16 protein-coding genes are annotated in these 18,830 nt (G+C 47.1%); 9 read left to right on the forward strand and 7 right to left on the reverse strand.

Annotated elements, in window-relative coordinates; translation table 11 throughout:
- Positions 1–409: 409 nt before the first annotated feature.
- Complete coding sequence (gene pssA, locus ACXAH4_RS11690) at positions 410–1,231, reverse strand: CDP-diacylglycerol--serine O-phosphatidyltransferase (RefSeq protein ID WP_474842426.1); 822 nt, start codon at positions 1,229–1,231, stop codon at positions 410–412.
- 329 nt (positions 1,232–1,560) lie between these two features.
- On the opposite strand from pssA, the gene xdp1 (ACXAH4_RS11695) reads away from it, so the two are divergent.
- The 3 genes from xdp1 (ACXAH4_RS11695) to xdp1 (ACXAH4_RS11705) all read left to right on the forward strand — a co-directional run bounded on the left by xdp1 (ACXAH4_RS11695) (position 1,561) and on the right by xdp1 (ACXAH4_RS11705) (position 6,610).
- Positions 1,561–2,463: an exosortase-dependent surface protein XDP1 gene (gene xdp1, locus ACXAH4_RS11695; RefSeq protein ID WP_474842428.1), complete on the forward strand. Its 903-nt coding sequence runs from the start codon at positions 1,561–1,563 to the stop codon at positions 2,461–2,463.
- Between the two features lie 83 nt (positions 2,464–2,546).
- The gene (locus tag ACXAH4_RS11700; RefSeq protein ID WP_474881999.1) at positions 2,547–5,357 is read left to right on the forward strand and encodes a tetratricopeptide repeat protein; all 2,811 of its coding nucleotides are present in this window, start codon (positions 2,547–2,549) and stop codon (positions 5,355–5,357) included.
- A gap of 314 nt (positions 5,358–5,671) precedes the next feature.
- Complete coding sequence (gene xdp1, locus ACXAH4_RS11705) at positions 5,672–6,610, forward strand: exosortase-dependent surface protein XDP1 (RefSeq protein WP_474882001.1); 939 nt, start codon at positions 5,672–5,674, stop codon at positions 6,608–6,610.
- A 96-nt stretch (positions 6,611–6,706) separates the two neighbouring features.
- Here the strand turns inward: xdp1 (ACXAH4_RS11705) and clpB are convergent, their stop codons facing one another.
- The 3 genes from clpB to rluD form a co-directional block, all read right to left on the reverse strand.
- Positions 6,707–9,277 (reverse strand): ATP-dependent chaperone ClpB, encoded by a 2,571-nt coding sequence (gene clpB, locus ACXAH4_RS11710; protein WP_119501907.1) that lies wholly within the window; start codon positions 9,275–9,277, stop codon positions 6,707–6,709.
- A gap of 169 nt (positions 9,278–9,446) precedes the next feature.
- A complete protein-coding gene (gene pgeF, locus ACXAH4_RS11715; protein ID WP_474842434.1) occupies positions 9,447–10,190 on the reverse strand; it encodes a peptidoglycan editing factor PgeF in 744 nt (247 codons plus the stop codon).
- On the reverse strand, positions 10,191–11,174 hold the full coding sequence (gene rluD / locus ACXAH4_RS11720) for a 23S rRNA pseudouridine(1911/1915/1917) synthase RluD (RefSeq protein ID WP_474848084.1): 984 nt from the start codon (positions 11,172–11,174) through the stop codon (positions 10,191–10,193).
- A gap of 169 nt (positions 11,175–11,343) precedes the next feature.
- Between rluD and ACXAH4_RS11725 the strand changes: the two genes are divergently transcribed.
- Positions 11,344–12,111 carry an outer membrane protein assembly factor BamD gene (locus ACXAH4_RS11725; protein WP_119501909.1) on the forward strand — a complete coding sequence of 256 codons (768 nt, stop codon included), beginning with the start codon at positions 11,344–11,346 and terminating at the stop codon, positions 12,109–12,111.
- Between the two features lie 74 nt (positions 12,112–12,185).
- On the opposite strand, the gene ACXAH4_RS11730 is transcribed toward ACXAH4_RS11725, so the two are convergent.
- The 3 genes from ACXAH4_RS11730 to ACXAH4_RS11740 all read right to left on the reverse strand — a co-directional run bounded on the left by ACXAH4_RS11730 (position 12,186) and on the right by ACXAH4_RS11740 (position 14,188).
- Positions 12,186–12,896 (reverse strand): ChrR family anti-sigma-E factor, encoded by a 711-nt coding sequence (locus tag ACXAH4_RS11730; RefSeq protein WP_474882003.1) that lies wholly within the window; start codon positions 12,894–12,896, stop codon positions 12,186–12,188.
- On the reverse strand, positions 12,889–13,500 hold the full coding sequence (locus tag ACXAH4_RS11735) for a sigma-70 family RNA polymerase sigma factor (protein WP_119501911.1): 612 nt from the start codon (positions 13,498–13,500) through the stop codon (positions 12,889–12,891). The genes ACXAH4_RS11730 and ACXAH4_RS11735 overlap by 8 nt, the downstream gene beginning before the upstream one ends.
- Positions 13,501–13,612: 112 nt before the next feature.
- A complete protein-coding gene (locus ACXAH4_RS11740) occupies positions 13,613–14,188 on the reverse strand; it encodes an LON peptidase substrate-binding domain-containing protein (protein ID WP_474882005.1) in 576 nt (191 codons plus the stop codon).
- Positions 14,189–14,368: 180 nt separating this feature from the next.
- Between ACXAH4_RS11740 and ACXAH4_RS11745 the strand changes: the two genes are divergently transcribed.
- The 5 genes from ACXAH4_RS11745 to ACXAH4_RS11765 are packed head-to-tail and all read left to right on the forward strand — an operon-like array spanning position 14,369 to position 18,814.
- Positions 14,369–14,797: a nuclear transport factor 2 family protein gene (locus ACXAH4_RS11745; protein WP_474842444.1), complete on the forward strand. Its 429-nt coding sequence runs from the start codon at positions 14,369–14,371 to the stop codon at positions 14,795–14,797.
- On the forward strand, positions 14,794–15,513 hold the full coding sequence (locus ACXAH4_RS11750; protein WP_474882007.1) for an SDR family NAD(P)-dependent oxidoreductase: 720 nt from the start codon (positions 14,794–14,796) through the stop codon (positions 15,511–15,513). Before ACXAH4_RS11745 ends, ACXAH4_RS11750 begins: the two co-directional genes overlap by 4 nt.
- Positions 15,514–15,525: 12 nt before the next feature.
- A complete protein-coding gene (locus tag ACXAH4_RS11755; RefSeq protein ID WP_474882009.1) occupies positions 15,526–16,797 on the forward strand; it encodes an NAD(P)/FAD-dependent oxidoreductase in 1,272 nt (423 codons plus the stop codon).
- Positions 16,794–17,555: a DUF1365 domain-containing protein gene (locus ACXAH4_RS11760; RefSeq protein WP_474882011.1), complete on the forward strand. Its 762-nt coding sequence runs from the start codon at positions 16,794–16,796 to the stop codon at positions 17,553–17,555. The genes ACXAH4_RS11755 and ACXAH4_RS11760 overlap by 4 nt, the downstream gene beginning before the upstream one ends.
- Positions 17,555–18,814, forward strand: coding sequence for a class I SAM-dependent methyltransferase (locus tag ACXAH4_RS11765; RefSeq protein ID WP_474842452.1), 1,260 nt, complete (start codon positions 17,555–17,557; stop codon positions 18,812–18,814). Before ACXAH4_RS11760 ends, ACXAH4_RS11765 begins: the two co-directional genes overlap by 1 nt.
- Positions 18,815–18,830 lie beyond the last annotated feature (16 nt).

The raw sequence follows: 18,830 nt of genomic DNA on the forward strand, positions 1-18,830 counted from the left end.
AAATATATCGAAAAACTTTTATGAATCGTCGGTTGACACTCTTAACGAGTGCCCACACAGATTGTCTTGTTATAAATTTTTAAAGAACAATTGCTTAAGCCTTGCTGTTAGCCGTCTCAAGCGGGATGCGTATGTTACTCTGCATCATTTTTTTGTCAATCATTTTTTTGAAGTTTTTTCTTCTCAAAACGCTTTCCAAAAACTCGTTTCCGGTGCTTTGTGTCAGCTCCCTGAACCGAGGACGCGCATTCTACTCACATGAACCTTCCCGTCAACCCTTAATTACCGTAAAAAGTAAAAAAGCGACCTGAGCGGTCGCTTTTTAAACACATTGATAATTAAATAAACAAAACGTCTTAATTTCGTCTGTTCTGATATCTCTTTTCTAGATTATTTCAGGTAACCGGTGCTATGACTTATGCTCTGGTTCATCATTATCAATAGTTTTTTCATCTGCCTTATCATCATCAACAGAAAAATCGGCGTCCTTCTCTTCATGGTCCCCCACTACATCCTGAAGCGTTACCTTATCAACCGTACGGAATGTATTAATGGGTCCGGCAAGTGCATAAAGGGCAAAGACAAGGAAAAGCACTAATGCAGGCTCTGTCGCCACAATTACAAACACAAGCATAATAATAAGAAGCGCAACAAAAGGAACTTTGCCGTTCCAGTTTACTTCTTTAAAGGAGTTATATTTGAAGTTACTCACCATGAGTAAGCCGGCCGCACCGGTTATCAGTGCTACAACAAAACCGTAATCGTTGCCATTCACATCATATTCAACGCCTACCCAGACCAACCCGGATACAACGGCTGCAGCAGCCGGGCTTGCCAACCCCTGAAAGAATCGTTTGTCAGCAATACCCACCTGCGTATTGAACCGCGCCAGACGTAACGCTGCACCAGCTACATATATAAAGGCGGCGAGCCATCCCAGCTTACCTAATTCACTTAAACCCCAGTTGTAAGCAACCAGCGCCGGAGCAACCCCAAAGGACACCATGTCGGCCATAGAGTCGTATTCAGCACCAAACGCACTTTGGGTGTTGGTGATCCTGGCAGCCCTTCCATCGAGCCCATCAAATATCATTGCAACGAAAACGGCAACCGCAGCAGCTTCGAAACTGCCGTTCATAGACGCGACTACGGCATAAAAACCCGAGAACAACCCTGCGGTGGTAAGTAAATTAGGCAACAGGTAGATGCCTTTCCTTTTTGTGTCCGTCATAAAACCTCAAGTTAATTAATACTGACCAATCCATTATTTCATACATACCCGCACTACGCACGGTTCAAATATACCAGAGAATGCCTATTACTTAGTATGGGCTGACATACCTCAATTTAATTCACGAGATCTTTCATTAACACATTGAATTATAATAAATAAATCAACTTTAACTACTTTTGTATCATGTCAGTATTTTTTACGTAGGAATTTTTAAACCTAAATCCAACCTAAATTTTCCCTATAAAAATCAACACAATAACAAGTGGCACGGTAAGTGCTTAGATCGGATTGAGGTATGAAATCGAGGTATAAAAGGGGTTTTTAATATGAAGATAAGTAAGATCGCGTCAGTGACGACACTCGTCCTTGCAAGCGCTATTACTGCACCTGCTATGGCAACTAACTATTCTGGTGGTTGGCACAGTGGTTGTGGCAATGGTGGCAACACAGGTGATGGCTGTAATGCAGCTGACTATTTCGCAGATGACTTAATGTACAGCCTGGCCAGCGATGGTATCAGCAATGCAGTAGTTGATGGTGTAACTATCAACGCTTCTGCTTATTCTGATACCAAAGGTATGGAGAAGGTAGGTACGAAATATGGTTACTATGACATTGTCTCCGACGTAAACGTCGAAGAAGCCAGCCTTAAACAATACGGTAATGGATACGGGATCGTTAACGAAGATGAAAAGGCGAAATATTCGCCGGACCATTCAATTGACAACGAGAAAGAAGAAGGTTGGTCAAATTACCAATACGTAATTGATACTGACTTTGACTATGTGCTTATTTCTTTCGACGAGGACGTAAACGTAACTGGCGCAACATTTAGCTGGCTATGGAAAGAAACTGAGACACAGGTTTCTGTTGCAGCATTGAGCGACACATCTATGCTTACTTCAGGCGTGAATACATGGGGCGAGATTGCAGGTGATGCGCTGGCAGTAGGTTCGTTTGATGTTCTTAACTGTGACGATACTGATTTAGCAGAAATCAGCGGTCTGGATAATGTTTATTCTCAATACTGGATTATCGGAGCGTATAACACAGTCTTCGGCGATATCGGGCATAGTATGTACGATGACGGTTTCAAGTTAGCCAGCGTAGGCTTTAATAAAAAGCCTGGTGAAGAGCCACCAACAACGCAGGTAACTGAACCCGGTACATTCGCGATGTTGTTCATGGGCGGTGCCCTGGCAATGTGGCGCAGAAAACGTAATGCTTAGTCAATTTGATTAAGCCTTAACAGGCATTACCCGTAAAAGGTGGCTTAATGCCACCTTTTTTGTTCGGCAAATTCAGGTGAATTATGAAAAATCAACGGATGTTAGCTTCACGCGTGCGCAGCGCGCTTTTCGGTCTGGCCGGACTGAGCCTTATTGGATCAGCCCATGCTACAACCTTTGAAGATTATGAACAGGCACTGGAAGCCTACAATGCAAAACGATATGAAGAATCGTTTGTTCACCTAAAAAATAGTCTGCAAAAAGATCCTGATAACCTGACTGCCAAGATATTAATGGGTCGCCTGCTTCTGCAAAACGGTTATGTGCGTGCTGCTGAACTGGAGTTTCAGGAAGCCATCGACATGGGCGCTGACCTGAATCTGGTTGCAGAACCGCTGGGAACAGCCTGGTTGTTTATGAACCGCTTCCGCGACATTCTTGATTTTCAGGAGTACAAGCGTCTGGGCTCTAAACAAAAATCAAGCTGGCTACAGATCCGGGCAACAGCCTGTACAAAACTTGACGATGATGTCTGTGCTGAACAAGCTTATCAGGACATGCTTGCCATGCCCTACAATAAGGACAACGCGCTGAACGGACTTGCTGCAATTGCAATGCGGGCCGGTGATACAGAAATCGCTGAAGACTTTCTCGCACAATCCCGCGAAATTGATGATAACAGTGCCATTCTGTGGCGCCTGACAGGTCAGCTCAGCTACCGTCAGGGCGACGTTGATACCGCTATCAAAGACTTTAAACGTGCACTTGAAATAAATTCAGACGATCCCATTGCTCTGCGTAATCTGGTTAATATCTACATTGCCAGAGATGACTTTGAAAGCGCCCGTGCATATGTGGATGAAATCATGTCCCGTACTCCGGACGATCCACTGGCTATTCTGCTTAACAACTGGTTGATGACACAGGAACAGACGGTCACATCAAACAGTACTGAAATTCAGAAACTGAGTAATACACTCTCCGAGTTGTCGCCGGACGTAGTTGAATCCCAACCGCTACTTATTTATATCAGCGGCCTTACTGCCTATTTTAATGGCAACATCGAAAAAGCGGTTGGCGATTTCGAACGTTACCTGGGTAAGGTGCCTGATGACTTGCAGGCAATAAAATTACTGGCCAAAGCATATATTTCTACTCAGCGCCCTAAACTGGCGTTAACACTGCTGGAGAAAAAACAGTCATTGTTGATGCAGGATTTAAACGCAGCCCTTTTGCTGGGTGATTTGCTGATAGATCAGAACAAAAGCTTCCGGGCAGACAGTCTTGTTCGCGCATTGGAAGAAGAATTTCCAAATACCCTGCAATTGCAACTATTTAAAATTAAGCTGATGACAGTGCGGGGTATGGAAGAACAGGCACTGGCACTGCTTGATAAAAATTATCCTGCTCAGCAGCTTAATCCGACTTTCCTGTTTACCTACGCATCTATGAAAATGCGATTCGGCATGTACGATGACGCTCATAATGCGGTAGATGCGCTCATCGACATTTTTCCGGACAAAGCCGATGTTTATAATCTAAAAGCTACTTTATTTATACAACAGGAAGAATTTGCCAAAGCCCGTAACTTGCTGGATAAAGCCCTGAGTATCAATGAGAGCAGTTTTTCAGCCAGATTCAACCTTGCAGCTCTGGATGCTAAGACGGGTAACCTGCCTGCATCGCTGGAACTCCTCGATGCGTTACTGGCACAAGTTCCCCGTCATGTTCCTTCGCAACTGTTGAAAGCACAAAACCTGCTAAGACTTAAAGATATTGATAATGCGGTACTGATATACAAAGATGTGCTTACCTTGCATCCCAACAATCAGGAAGCGCGGGTAAAACTGGTTCAGGTTGCCGCAGCCAAAGGCGACATGAGTGGTGCACTCTACCAGCTAGACAAGCTCCTCAAAGAGGATTTTGATAATCCTGCATACTTGCTGCAGAAAGCCGATATCCTTATCGGGATGGACAGAGTTGACGAAGCCGAACAGGCTATTGTGCTTGCCAGGGATGTTATTCAGACTAATCCCAAATATCTGGAGCGTTATGGCAACATCCTGATTAAACTTGGACGTCCTGATGAAGCACTGGCAGCATTCACAACTGCCAGAGAAATCTCTCCTTACGATAATGATCTTGCCCTGCATACGGCTAAACTGCAGATCGCAATGGGTAAAGTATCTGACGCGGCGAACACTATTGCTTCACGTATTGAGAAAAACCAAAATAACGCGGACTTCTGGTATGTGGCTGGTCTGCTGGCAGAAAGTCGCAACAGTTTTGATAAAGCTGCACAGGCGTATGGCCGTTCACTGACTATCGCACCTGTTTATGCTCAACCCCTTCTGGCGGCTTATAAAATGGCTGAGCGGGGCAACAACCCTGAAGGTTTTGTATCAATTGCCAGAAAATTAATGAAAGACCACCCTGAATATCTGTTACCGGCCAACTTACTTGCACAGTATTTCTATAATGCCGGGGAGTTTGAGAAGTCGATACCTGTATATATCGAGCTGGCTAAATTACCCAATGTACTGAACAAACCGAAAGTACTGAACCGTCTGGCAGAAATGTCAGCTCAGACAAATACCATTCAGGCCAGTCAGTGGATTAAAGAGGCATTTCAGTTGAATGCCAGCGATCCGGAAATACTGGATACTTATGGCTGGGTACTGGCGAACGAAGGAAAATATGCTGAAAGCCTGGAAATGTTGAGACGGGCGTTCAGTCGTCAGGCGACTAACCCGAAACTCCGCTTCCACCTCGGGTACACGCTGGTGAAGATGGGACGCGAAGCTGAAGCGCAGGAACACCTTGAACTGGCTGCCAACTCTGAAGTGGAATACAACGGCAAGACGCTGGCAGTCAGACTACTTAACGGTATATGACACACCGCACCTGACTCTGAAATAATCAGGCCGCACTGAACCCCATTTTCCGTGCGGCTTTTTTGTTCTTTTATCATGCACAGCACACCCGCGCTCTGTATTCATCCTGTCCCCTTTGTATAAAGACGCATACTTCATAAAGGGCCCGCCCAAACTACAATACAAGCCTGTATTCCGTTCAGCATACGGGTGCCTCCAGGCGTCACGTAAGAGATTTCTGTCGCAACCCTCCGGGTGTAAGAGCAGGAAGATAAACGGTTAATTGTACTCAAAGTGAAGACAGTGATTCATTGTCCCCACGTAAGGTTTTATTTATGAAGTTTAATAAAATTATGAGTGTCACCACACTGGTTGCGTCAGGGGTATTCATCGTACCTGCACAGGCTACCAGTTGGAGCAGTAAGTGTGGCGATAATCACACCGGCTGCTCAGCCAGTGACTACTTTGCTGAAGATTTGCGTTACATGATTGCCAACGATGGTATCAGCAGCGCCGTTGTCGATGGCGTGACAATCAGTACAACAGCGTATTCGGATACGGGAGGCCGGGGCTTTTCTTCCCGTAATTACGATTACACCTACAACCAGTCCAACGGCAAGCACTACCTGAGCGACGACATTGTAGAAACAGCCAGCCTGATTAATTATGGCGAGGGTTACGGTATCATCAATAAAGATGTGACTAACACGCCGTTTACCAGTGACACCCGCAGTGGCGAATATGGTGTCCCCCAGCATGCCGCAGACAATATTAATCTGGACTGGTATGCCAGCGGTTATCACATAATTGAAACCGATTACGATTTTTACATTATCTCCTTTGATGAAGAGGTTAATGTAACCGGAGCAACGTTCAGCTGGCTCTGGAACAGCGGTGATACACAGGTATCTGTAGCAGCTCTGAACGACACCTCTATGCTGACATCCGGTGCAAACACCTGGGCAGATATAGCCGGAGAGGCGCTGGCAGTGGGTTCGTATGACGTACTTAATTGCGAAGACACCAATCTGGCGATGGTGGATATGGATACAACCTATTCCCAATACTGGCTGATTGGAGCGTATAATCTGGTGTTCGGAGATATTGGCGGAACCTTGTATGACGATGCCTTTAAACTGGCTTCTATCGGTTTTTCCAAAAAAGAAATGCCACAAACCGATGTACCTGAACCCGGTACTCTGGCGCTGTTCCTGATGGGTGGCTCACTGGCATTCTGGAGACGCAAACAACAAAAGTCTTCAGTGACTCAATGAACTCAGATCATTAATGAATAAAAAAGACCCCTCTGCCAGGCAGAGGGGTCTTTCATTTTTCCGGACATCTTATTTCCAAACCAGAGACGGAATGGCTTACATCACGATAAGGTGATCGTCCTTCACATCAATACGAATTGTTGATTCAGGTAACAACACACCGGATAACAGCTGCTGTGCCAGCGGGTTTTCGATTTGTGTCTGAATAGCCCGCTTCAGTGGACGGGCACCGAACACCGGATCAAAACCTGCGTCCGCCAGCTTATCCATGGCCGCACCGGACAACTCCAGTTTGTAACCTTTTTCAGATAAACGCTGACGTAATGATGCCAGCTGTATTTTAGCAATGGATTTAATTTGCTCTTTACCCAGCGGATGGAATACCACCAGATCATCCACACGGTTAATAAACTCGGGCCTGAAGTGCTGTCCGACCACGCCCATCACACGTTGCTTCATTTCATCGTACTGACTGTCGTCGTGGGTGTCCTGAATCACGTCAGAACCCAGGTTTGATGTCATGATCACAACGGTATTTTTGAAATCTACCGTACGCCCCTGCCCGTCTGTCAGACGACCATCGTCTAACACCTGCAACAAAATATTAAACACATCAGGATGGGCCTTTTCGACTTCATCCAGCAGGATCACGGAATACGGTTTACGCCGCACGGCTTCAGTGAGATAACCCCCTTCTTCGTAGCCAACATAGCCCGGAGGCGCCCCCACTAAACGGGATACCGAATGCTTCTCCATGAACTCAGACATGTCGATACGTACCAGTGCATCTTCCGTGTCAAACAGGAAACCGGCCAGTGCCTTCGACAGTTCGGTTTTCCCTACCCCGGTAGGCCCCAAAAACAGGAACGAACCAATGGGTCGGTTTGGATCTGCCAGGCCAGCCCGTGAGCGTCTGATAGCGTTGGACACAGCATTTACCGCTTCCGCCTGCCCCACTACCCGCTTATGAAGTACATCTTCCATTCTGAGTAGTTTTTCCCGTTCACCCTCAAGCATTTTGGATACGGGAATACCTGTCCAGCGGGACAGCACATCTGCAATTTCAGCGTCGGTAACCTTGTTTTTCAATAAGAAGGTTTCTTTTGTTTCGTTCTCCGCCGCTTTTTCCAGCTTCATTTCCAGCTCAGGAATACGACCGTACTGCAGCTCTGACATACGATTCAGATCTGACGCCCGGCGGGCGATTTCCAAATCGAGTTTCGCCTGCTCCAGTTCAGACTTGATGGTTTGCGTGCCCTGCATCGCATCCTTTTCTTCGCGCCATATTTTATCCAGACCGGACAATTTGTTTTCAGCCTGTTCACGCTCCAGCTCGATCATTTCCAGGCGCTTGTGGCTGGCATCGTCTGTTTCTTTTGCCAGTGCCTGCTCTTCCAGTTTTAACTGGATGATGCGGCGCTCAAGCCTATCCATATCTTCAGGCTTGGAATCAATTTGCAGACGAATGCTGGAAGCCGCTTCATCAATAAGATCGATAGCTTTATCAGGCAACTGACGGTCACTGATATAACGGTGTGACAATGTAGCCGCCGCGACAATGGCCGGGTCGGTGATATCTACCGAGTGGTGAAGCTCATAACGTTCTTTCAAACCACGTAAAATGGCGATGGTATCTTCCACACTCGGCTCATCCACCAGCACTTTCTGGAAGCGACGTTCAAGAGCAGCGTCTTTCTCGATATACTGACGGTATTCGTCCAGCGTGGTTGCGCCCACACAATGCAGTTCACCGCGAGCGAGCGCTGGCTTAAGCATATTACCGGCATCCATCGCGCCGTCGCCTTTCCCGGCGCCGACCATGGTATGAAGCTCATCAATGAACAGAATGACACGGCCTTCTTCTTTGGCCAGTTCATTGAGTACCGCTTTCAGCCGTTCTTCAAATTCACCACGGTACTTCGCACCGGCCACTAACGCGCCCATGTCGAGGGACAGTACCCGCTTATCCTTCAGCCCTTCCGGTACTTCACCATTAATAATACGCTGGGCAAGTCCTTCAACAATGGCGGTTTTACCTACACCGGGTTCACCAATTAACACCGGGTTATTCTTGGTCCGGCGTTGCAATACCTGCACGGTGCGGCGGATTTCATCATCACGGCCTATCACCGGGTCCAGCTTGCCCTGTTCTGCCCGTTCGGTCAGATCAGTGGTGTATTTTTCCAGCGCCTGACGCACATCTTCAGCGTTAGGATCTGTCACTTTCTGACCGCCACGCATTTTATCAATGGCCGTTTCGATTTGATCCTTTGTCACATTCAGGCTTTTCAGCAAATCACCTAATTTGCCTTTGTCCTGAAGCGCTGCCAGCACAAAAATTTCAGATGTGATGTATTCATCTTTGCGCTGCTGGGCAATCTTGTCGCACAGGTTCAGCAAAATTCCGCTGTCCTTGCTTAACTGTACATCGCCACCGATGCCGTCAACCCGTGGAAGCCGCTCGATCGCTTCAGCCAGAGAAGAGCGTAATGCATTCACATTTACGTGGGCTTGATCGAGTAACGGACGTACAGAGCCGCCCTGTTGATTCAGCATGGCTGTCATCAGGTGCACGGGCTCAATAAACTGATGATCCCGACCCAGTGCCAGAGACTGTGCGTCGGAAATCGCTAATTGAAATTTACTGGTAAATCTATCTAATCGCATGAAAAATCCCCTGCAATAACGTTGCTAATTTTATGGGTATTAATCTGCTGTGATTCAAGTTATCTGATTAAAAAATAACTCAAGACCAGGTTAATTTGTTGATTAACATCAATGTTGGGATCTGCCCGGCTCACAAAACAAATGATACCGGGTGACTGATTGAAAAGGCTTAACGCAAACCTATGACAGACACGATGCGGCCGGTTTGCCCCCTGCCTTCATGCGTTGCCCGACGGTGTGAATAAAATTGGCGGGGATCGGAATAGGTACAGAGACCCGATTGCGTCACGTTTTTTATGCCGGCATCGTTCAATTGTTTAAGTGCAATCAGTGGTAAATCAAGCAAACATTTATCGCTGCCGTCTATTTTCCCAATCGCTTCAGGGTAACGGGCAAAACGCCCGGCCAGAGAACGGGGAACTTCATAGCAAGGTTGACTGATAGCCGGTCCGATCCAGGCCATTAGATTATCCGCAGATGATTTCATCGCGCTGACGGTGTGTCCGATAATCTCCTTTTCCAGTCCCTGCCAGCCTGCGTGAATTGCAGCCACTTCCGTACCGGCAAGATTACACAGAAGAACCGGCACGCAGTCTGCTGTCATAATGGCACAGGTGCGTGCCGGGGTCCTGCTGATACAAGCATCGGCCTGTAAAGGCGACGCCGGTAAAGGGCCGGTCACGTCTGCACCGAAAGTAACGCAGTGTTCTCCATGCACCTGATCCAACCAGACAATGGAGGCATGGCCGGGCAATAACGCACGGTTACCGGCCACTAATTGCAGATCGTCACCCACGTGGGCACCGGTGTTTAAACTGGCGTAGTTCCCGCTGCTGAGTCCGCCGTTGCGGCAACTGGTATAAGCAAACACATTGTCCGGAACAGGCCATGCCGGTTGGATCAGGGGTATCACTTATACGTCATCCATACCTTTGATTTTGGTGTCTTCACGCACAGTGGCAATCAGCTGAACCATGTCATCAGGAAGCGGCGCCTGCCAAGTCATCCATTCATCGGTTTCAGGGTGGAACAGAGACAATTGCGCAGCATGCAAGGCCTGGCGGGGGAAAGCACGTAATGCCTCAACACACTCCTCCGTAGCGCCTTTTGGCAAACGGGTTCTGCCGCCATAGGCAGTATCACCCACCAGCGGGTGCTTGAGGTGTGCCATGTGCACGCGGATCTGGTGTGTACGGCCAGTTTCCAGTTTCAGGCGCAGGTGCGTATGTGCGCGGAACTTTTCGATAACCCGATAGTGAGTAACTGCCGGCTTACCGGTTTCGCGAACGGCCATGAGTGTACGCTTAGTTGCATGACGGCCGATAGGCGCATCGACGATACCACCGGCAACCATAGTGCCGTATGCCAGTGCTTCATACTCCCTGCTCATCACCCGGTCCTGAAGTTGATTAACCAAATGCGTTTGCGCCGGTACGGTCTTCGCCACCACCATTAATCCGGTGGTATCTTTATCCAAACGATGCACAATGCCAGCCCGTGGCACCACTTCAATACCCGGTACATGGGCCAGCAACGCATTCAGCAAAGTGCCGTCCTGATTACCTGCCCCGGGGTGAACCACCAGATCAGCAGGCTTATTAAGAATTAAGATCGAATCATCTTCGTATACAATGTTCAGGTCGATTTTCTGTGGCAGGCTGGCGGTCTGCACTTCCATTTCAGCCGTGACCTGTACATATTCATCACCCAGCATTTTTTGCCGGGGAGTGGTCAAAACATCGCCATCCACAGTGACATTCCCTTCCAGAATCCAATTTTTTAACTTTGAACGGGAATATTCAGGGAACAAATCAGCCAAAACCTGATCTAACCTCTGACCAAAATGGTGTGGCCCGGTGTTTGCCTCAAGCTTGACGGTGTTTACAGGCTGGGTCATATAACTCTTTCGCTGTTACAAAAAAGCGCATTATACCAATCTTTACGTTAGTTAAACGGAAAGTTTCCGGTTTTTATGTGGAGTTTGCGTGTTTGAGTGCGCTAGAATGCCGCTATAATGAAAATGCAGTTAAACGTATCAGTCGGTTAAGCAGGAATAGACAACAGATATGAAATCAATTCGATTAGTGATGCCCCTTGTTGTTGGTGTCATGATTAGCGTAACGGGCTGCAGCTCGTCTGACGATTCAGAACAACGCGCGGCGCTGGCGAACATGGGTTCCCAGCAAATGTATGATAATGCCAAACGTAATATGCAGAACGGAAATTTCGGTGCTGCGTCTACCGCACTCAGTGAACTGGATTCACGCTACCCGTTTGGTCCGTTGTCTAATCAGGTTCAACTTGACCTGATCTACAGCTACTACAAGTCAGGTAAAATTGATGAAACGCTGGCGACCATTGACCGCTTCATCCGTTTGAACCCGAACCACTCAGACGTGGATTATGCGTTCTACATGCGCGGACTGACCAACATGGAAGCCGACGCAAACATGTTTCAGCAATTGATGCAGATTGACCGCTCAGACCGTGATCCCAGTAAATCGCGGGAAGCTTTCACAGATTTCAGACGTCTGATCCAGCAATACCCTGACAGTAAATATGCTGCTGATGCTAAAAAGCGCATGGTGTTTATCAAAGAAAGGCTGGCGAAGTATGAAATTGCCATCGCCCGATTCTATATGCGCCGGGAAGCTTTTGTCGCGGCGGCAAATCGCGGACGCTACGTACTGGAAAACTACTCCAATACAGATCAGGTGCAGGAAGCGCTGGAAATCATGGTATCAAGCTATGACCAGTTAGGTCTGACTGAGCTGAAAGAAAATGCTATGAAAACACTGCGTCTGAATTTTCCGGACAGTGATTTCATCAGTTAATCAGATGATAAACGAAAAAGCGCTACGGCGCTTTTTTTGTGTCTTAAGCATGCTCACAGAGCCGCGAGGAAGGCTTATCTGAAGAAAAGATGACTAAACGGATTCAACAGTCTGGCGATACCTGATGTGAAATGCAGCGGTTCATCCAGTAAGGTAAATACCAGACAGCCACTGATGTGATCCGAATAAGGCGCATGGGTATCCTTGCCATCCATCACCACAAAGTCTCCGGTACGGTAATGGTGCTTGCCGTCATGAAATTCACCGTCAAGTACCAGCGTATACTCGACACCGCGGTGTGTATGCTCTGGTACACTGCCTCCCCGCCCCATGTAAATAAAGTTGGCGACACCGGTATATCCGAGATCGACCGGAGCCTGCCACAATTTACCAACAAGCCCTGACCATGAACCCGTTTTGTGGATAACACGCTGTAACGTCGGCGGGAGTTCGAAAGTCTGACCATCCAGTTCAATGGTTTTCTCTCCACGTCCGCGTTTCGCAGTGATAGAGCTTACAGAGGCGGCCTTTGTTGCCGGCTTTGCCTTAGCAGGGAGTTGGGTAATGTCAGCAAGCATGGCGCTGTAACTTTCCAGTTGCTCGTCTTGAGACAGTGATGAAAAATCAAATACCTCTGCAGCGAACCGTGAAGTTTCTTCTGACACTATTTTTCTACATCTGGGACACAGATCGCAATGCGCCGAGACAATGAATGACTCGGCGGGGGATAAACTACCTTGAACAAATTGTGAAAGCTGGTTTTGTTCCGGATGGTGATTAATCATGATCCTGTAGCATGCCTTTCAGGCGTTGCAGTGCAAGTCGGGTACGGGATTTAACAGTACCCAACGGAATATGCAGTTCATCTGCAACTTCCTGTTGAGATTTACCATCAATATAGATGGCTTCAATAACAGATTTTTGTTTCTTCGGTAACTCTTCAAACATATACCCGATTTGTTCAAGGGTAATCTGTTCGTCCAGCGACTGTTCATTCACGTCTGGTGTCTGCTCACAAAGAACCGGCCACAAGTCGTCAGAACACACGTCTTCTTTTCTGTTCTGTAATTTCCGTAACATATCAAAACGGATGTTACGGGCAATGGTAAAAATCCAGGTTGAAGGACTTCCCTTCTCTGCATTAAACAGATGTGCCTTTTGCCATACGTTGGACATGGTATCCTGGACCATTTCCATGGCTAAAGCTTCATTACCCATCTGCTTTAACGCATAAGAACGTAAACGCGGAGCAAAATATCCAAACACCCTTGCAAACGATGCTTTGCAGCGCTGTTCGGCAACTTTAACAATATAGTCTGACATTTCTGCCGCACAATCTTTCGGCTTAATTACACTGTTACTTTGTTCCACTGGGATTCCAACTAACATAAGTATTTGTCCATATCCTATCAAGTTAATAGTTGCTACAGACGGGTGTTTCAAGCAGATTACAGAATTGTAATGGTTTCATGCCCCAACCATGTAAAGTTTACACGGTGATTTACTGCACAAGTGCCTTTAAGTAATCCAGTAACTTATGGCAATCGCGTTGAGCAAGAAAATACTGTTTCTGTTTAGCGTCTACGGGCAATAATTCGAGCCAGCGGTACATTACCCAAATGGGATTCCGGAACTCCGGAACATCATATAACTGGCCTACCTCAGCGTAGCGCTCAAAAATCTCCTGCAAACGTTCGTCTATAGGTGAAATTTGTTGAGAAGTAATATCACAGTGCCAGTCTGGTAGTGGCTGACAGTGTCCTGTACGCAGCCCGTCGGGCTCAGTCTTCACATTACTTATCTCTACACAGTTAACACCAGCAACCTTTATGCCAAGCAACCCGTCATCGAGCATATCGAAGTCGATAACAGTCGCTGCAGTGCCCACAGGATAGAAGTGTGTGTTGGCTTCCTTTTCACCCTGTGTGTTGAGCATACAAACCACCAGTTGACCATTACCGGCACATACCTCTTTAACCATGCGCACGTAGCGTGGTTCAAAGATTCTGAGTGCCATCCGGCCACCGGGAAGAAGGTGTGCTGACAAGGGAAATAAAGGGAGATTTTGAGCCGTCATAAACACAGTATTTTCATTATTCACTGAGCTTAACTACGGCGAAAAATAAATTTGGATCGGAGTATTTACACGCTTTAATAATTCGTCTGCCGGCCTGATTCTGATCCGCGTGTAAGTAAAATTGGTATACATTCAGGACGATTTTACATACTTCATTACTCAGTCAGTAAATATTGCATCATGAGCATCATTGAACGGTTTTGTGAATTTTATTCCGAATTACATAAGGTCAACCCTGACCACCTTGATAGCATTTATACAACTGATATCGAGTTTATAGACCCTATCACCACTCATCACGGGCTGGATAATGTGATTGGGTATTTCAGAAAGTTGCTGAATGAAACCCAATCATGCCGGTTCGATATTCACGAAACCCTGCTGTCTCAGAAAGATAACACCAACGCATATACCGTTATCTGGACAATGCATTTAGTGCTGGCGCAACCGGCAAAAACTATCACGCTGGACGGTGTCAGTATTGTAAGGGTTCGTGATGACAAAATTTTCTACCACCGGGATTACTACGACATGGGAGAAATGGTTTATGAGCACATTCCGCTTCTCCGCTGGATTATCAAAAAAATAAAGGCAAGGTTGGCTTCATGAAAACAATGTTGGTTACCGGGGCAACGTCGGGCATAGGAAGGGCTTTCACACTTCATGCCGCCCGTCAGGGATATCATGTTATTGCTTGTGGCAGAAATGAGGAAGCGCTGTCGGAGCTGGCATCTGAATCCAATATCACCACCGCAAAATTTGATTTAACAGACCTTGATGCTACCCGCACCGCCATCGCGCCGCTGCAATTTGATATCGCAGTACTGAATGCCGGCAATTGCGAATATGTAGACGTAGATAAATTTGAACCTGACATGTTCAGACGGGTGTTTGAGATCAACTTTTTCGGGATTATTCACAGCGTCGACGCATTATTGCCTAAACTTAAAAAAGGCGATCAGCTGGTAATCGTAGACAGTATGGCCAGGCTCATTCCGTTTACCCGCACAGAAGCTTACGGAGCAAGTAAAGCGGCTGTGCATTATTTTACTAAGAGTCTGGATGTGGATCTGGCGAAAAAAGGCATTATTGTTCAGTCAGTGTCTCCGGGCTTTGTAGAAACACCGCTGACAGATAAAAATGATTTTGATATGCCTATGAAAATAACGGCAGAAGAAGCGGCAAAAGCGATGCTCGACGGCATTGAAAAACAAAAGAAGAGTCTGTTCTTCCCTACAGGGTTTGGCTGGATTATGCGCACGCTGCATAACCTGCCAGCAGGCATACAGAGGTGGCTGTCTCTGAAAATGAGACAACAGCAGTAAGGTACGAGAATAATGCATCGGCGAATTGCGATTATCGGAACAGGGATTTCCGGACTCACGTGCGGACATTTATTGCACAAAGAACATCAGATCACTGTGTACGACGCCAACGATTATATTGGCGGACACACGGCAACAAAATTAATAGACGTAAAAGGCAGACAGTGGCCCGTGGATACGGGCTTTATCGTTTTCAATGACTGGACTTACCCCCGCTTTATAAAATTAATGGATAAACTTGGGGTCCGGCGGCAGCCCACTGAGATGAGCTTTTCTGTCCGCAGCGAAAAAACCGGCCTTGAGTATAACGGTAACAACCTGAATACTCTGTTTGCACAAAGACGTAATCTCTTCAGACCACGGTTCTGGCGGATCGTACGGGATATTTTGGCATTCAACAAAGCCTGCAAAGAACGCGCTGCGGAAAATCAACAAAGTGATTTCGACATCACACTCTTTGACTATATTAAGTCCCTCGGGCTCAGTGACGACTTCGCTAATTATTATATTCTGCCAATGTGTGCGGCAATATGGTCTGCCAGTCTGGAGCAAACGAAGCAGTTTCCTCTTGCCTTCTTCCTGCAGTTCTTCAACAACCATGGTCTGCTTAACGTCACTAACCGCCCCCAGTGGTACACCCTGATTGACGGCTCTCACAGCTATATTCCTAAGCTGACAAAAGGGTTTGAAGACAATATAAAGTTGTCGACACCGGTTTCACGGGTAGAAAAAAACGGTAACGGCTGGCTGGTAACGGCAGGCGGTCTGGAACCTGAGCAATATGATGAGGTCATCTTCGCCTGCCACTCAGATCAGGCGCTGGCCATGCTGGCTGAGCCTACGCCTTCACAATCTGCCATTCTCAGTGCGATTCCTTATGCTAAAAATGAAGTCGTGCTGCACATGGATACCACCCAGCTACCCGACAGAAAGCTTGCATGGGCAAGCTGGAACTACCGACTGAAAGAAACACCTGAAGAAAATCATGCCCCGGCGGCTGTTACCTATAATATGAACATATTGCAGCGTTTCGATACCGCACCGGTGACCTTTTGCGTCACGCTCAATAATACTGCTGCCATTGATCCGGCAAAAATTCTGCGACGCTACGATTACGCCCATCCTCAATACAGTGCGCCCATGGTCGCAGCCCAGCAGCGGCGCGCCGAAATCTGCGGGAAAGAAGGTCTGCATTTTTGCGGCGCTTACTGGTACAACGGATTTCACGAAGATGGCGTCAGAAGCGCTCTGGATGTGTGCGAACGCTTCGGGGCAACTTTGTGAGTCAGCAAGTGGTTTCTCAGACGGAAAGCGGCATCTACCTGGGCAAAACGTTCCACCAGCGGTTCAGGCCGGTGGAACACAAGTTTGAATACGATATCGCTTTATTCTGGCTGAAACTGTCGGAAGCAGACAGTCTCGGTGAATCACTTAAGTGGTTTTCCGTACACAGGAGAAATTTCACCCGCTTCTATCGACCCGATTATTGTGGCGACGCCAGTGTGCCCCTTGAAACTGCGGTAAAGTCTAAAATGACGTTACTGAACAAGGGAGCTGAACTCGACGGTGATGTTTACTTTCTCGGCCAGTTGCGCACCCTTGGCATGTACTTCAGTCCGGTAAATTTCTATTTTTTACGGCACCCTGCCTCAGGCATCTATACTCACATGATGGCTGAAGTCAGTAATACACCCTGGAATGAAAGACATTATTATCTGGTCGATATGGCCAGCCAACAGGATACGGAAAAAGCATTTCATGTGTCGCCGTTCAACCCGCTGGAGATGACCTATAAATGGCAGATAACGCCGCCGGGTGAGCGCTTTTCCTTATCCCTGTCCTGTCACACGGAGAAAAAGGATTTTGTAGCCGGCGTGAACATGACAAGAATTTCACTTAATAATGAGAATCTGCGCTCTACACTGAGACGTATACCCAGTATGACAATAAAAACCGTAGCCGGTATCTATTGGCAGGCACTGAAATTATTTATCAAGCGCGCGCCAATTTACGATCACCCTAAAAGTCAGGAACCGAGATAATGTCACACGGCGAATCCACTTTTATATTTCAGCAGGAAGCCAGCAGTATTGACCGCGCTTGCAGAAGTGCATTTTTTAAAGTGTTGTCACTGTTACCCGAAGGTCACATGACAATCAAAGAACATGGCACTACCGTAGCCCAATTTGGCGATCCGGAAAGTGAGCTTAAGGCCGATGTAAACATACTCAACGTAAAAGCTTACCGACATTTGCTGTTTGGCGGCAGTGTGGCATCAGGTGAAACTTACACTGACGGTTTATGGACCAGCCCGGACCTGACTTCAGTGATCAGAGTGTTCGCCCGTAACTTACCCGTACTGGACAAATGGGAAGAGAAATTCCGTCTGCTGGTGCTCCCTCTCCAGAAGGTACAGCATTTTTTACGCCGTAATACTGAAAGTCAGGCGAAGAAAAATATTGAAGCTCATTATGACCTGGGTAACAAGTTATATACGCGGTTCCTTGATAAGACCATGATGTATTCTTCGGCTATTTATCCGGATCCTAACGCTTCGCTGAGCGATGCCCAGACTCACAAACTAAAAACAATCTGTGACAAATTACAGCTGAAACCATCGGATCACCTGATGGAAATCGGCACCGGCTGGGGCGGTCTGGCTGTTTATGCAGCAAAGCACTATGGCTGCAAAGTCACCACCACAACCATCTCTGAAGAGCAACATGCTTATGCTGCGGCCTGGATAAAAAGAGAAAATCTGGGTGACAGAGTCACCCTGCTAAAACAGGATTACCGGACACTCGAAGGCCAGTATGACAAACTGGTGTCCATCGAGATGATTGAAGCTGTAGGTAAACGTTACCTGGGCAACTTTTTTGATAAATGTGCCTCACTACTGAAAGCCGATGGTTTGATGCTATTGCAGTCGATTGTCATTGATGACCGTCGTTACGACAGTTACAGCAAGAGTGTGGATTTTATTCAGAAATATATTTTCCCGGGCGGGTTTCTGCCCTCACAGCTGGTTATCAACGACTACCTCAAACGTTTCAGTGATTTATCTGTAAGAGATTTACAGGATATCGGGCTGGATTATGCCAGGACGCTGGATGACTGGTACAAGGCTTTCATCAATGCCAAAGAGCCGTTGATGCAGGATGGTTATGACGAGCGCTTCATGCGCATGTGGACTTACTATCTTAAATATTGCGAAGGCGGATTTCTGGAACGGACTATCTCGACAGTTCAGCTGGTCCTGTCAAAACCTCACTTCAGAGACACAATACAACGGGGAGCGTAGCGCCTAAGCGCTGCGC

It is taken from the genome of Alteromonas sp. ABV2_168 (assembly GCF_056161165.1).

Coding starts and splice junctions, on each gene's coding strand:
- pssA (WP_474842426.1), bottom strand. CDS start 1,231: ATGACGGACACAAAAAGGAAAGGCATCTACCTGTTGCCTAATTTACTT.
- xdp1 (WP_474842428.1), top strand. CDS start 1,561: ATGAAGATAAGTAAGATCGCGTCAGTGACGACACTCGTCCTTGCAAGC.
- ACXAH4_RS11700 (WP_474881999.1), top strand. CDS start 2,547: ATGAAAAATCAACGGATGTTAGCTTCACGCGTGCGCAGCGCGCTTTTC.
- xdp1 (WP_474882001.1), top strand. CDS start 5,672: ATGAAGTTTAATAAAATTATGAGTGTCACCACACTGGTTGCGTCAGGG.
- clpB (WP_119501907.1), bottom strand. CDS start 9,277: ATGCGATTAGATAGATTTACCAGTAAATTTCAATTAGCGATTTCCGAC.
- rluD (WP_474848084.1), bottom strand. CDS start 11,174: ATGACCCAGCCTGTAAACACCGTCAAGCTTGAGGCAAACACCGGGCCA.
- ACXAH4_RS11725 (WP_119501909.1), top strand. CDS start 11,344: ATGAAATCAATTCGATTAGTGATGCCCCTTGTTGTTGGTGTCATGATT.
- ACXAH4_RS11730 (WP_474882003.1), bottom strand. CDS start 12,896: ATGATTAATCACCATCCGGAACAAAACCAGCTTTCACAATTTGTTCAA.
- ACXAH4_RS11735 (WP_119501911.1), bottom strand. CDS start 13,500: ATGTTAGTTGGAATCCCAGTGGAACAAAGTAACAGTGTAATTAAGCCG.
- ACXAH4_RS11740 (WP_474882005.1), bottom strand. CDS start 14,188: ATGACGGCTCAAAATCTCCCTTTATTTCCCTTGTCAGCACACCTTCTT.
- ACXAH4_RS11745 (WP_474842444.1), top strand. CDS start 14,369: ATGAGCATCATTGAACGGTTTTGTGAATTTTATTCCGAATTACATAAG.
- ACXAH4_RS11750 (WP_474882007.1), top strand. CDS start 14,794: ATGAAAACAATGTTGGTTACCGGGGCAACGTCGGGCATAGGAAGGGCT.
- ACXAH4_RS11755 (WP_474882009.1), top strand. CDS start 15,526: ATGCATCGGCGAATTGCGATTATCGGAACAGGGATTTCCGGACTCACG.
- ACXAH4_RS11765 (WP_474842452.1), top strand. CDS start 17,555: ATGTCACACGGCGAATCCACTTTTATATTTCAGCAGGAAGCCAGCAGT.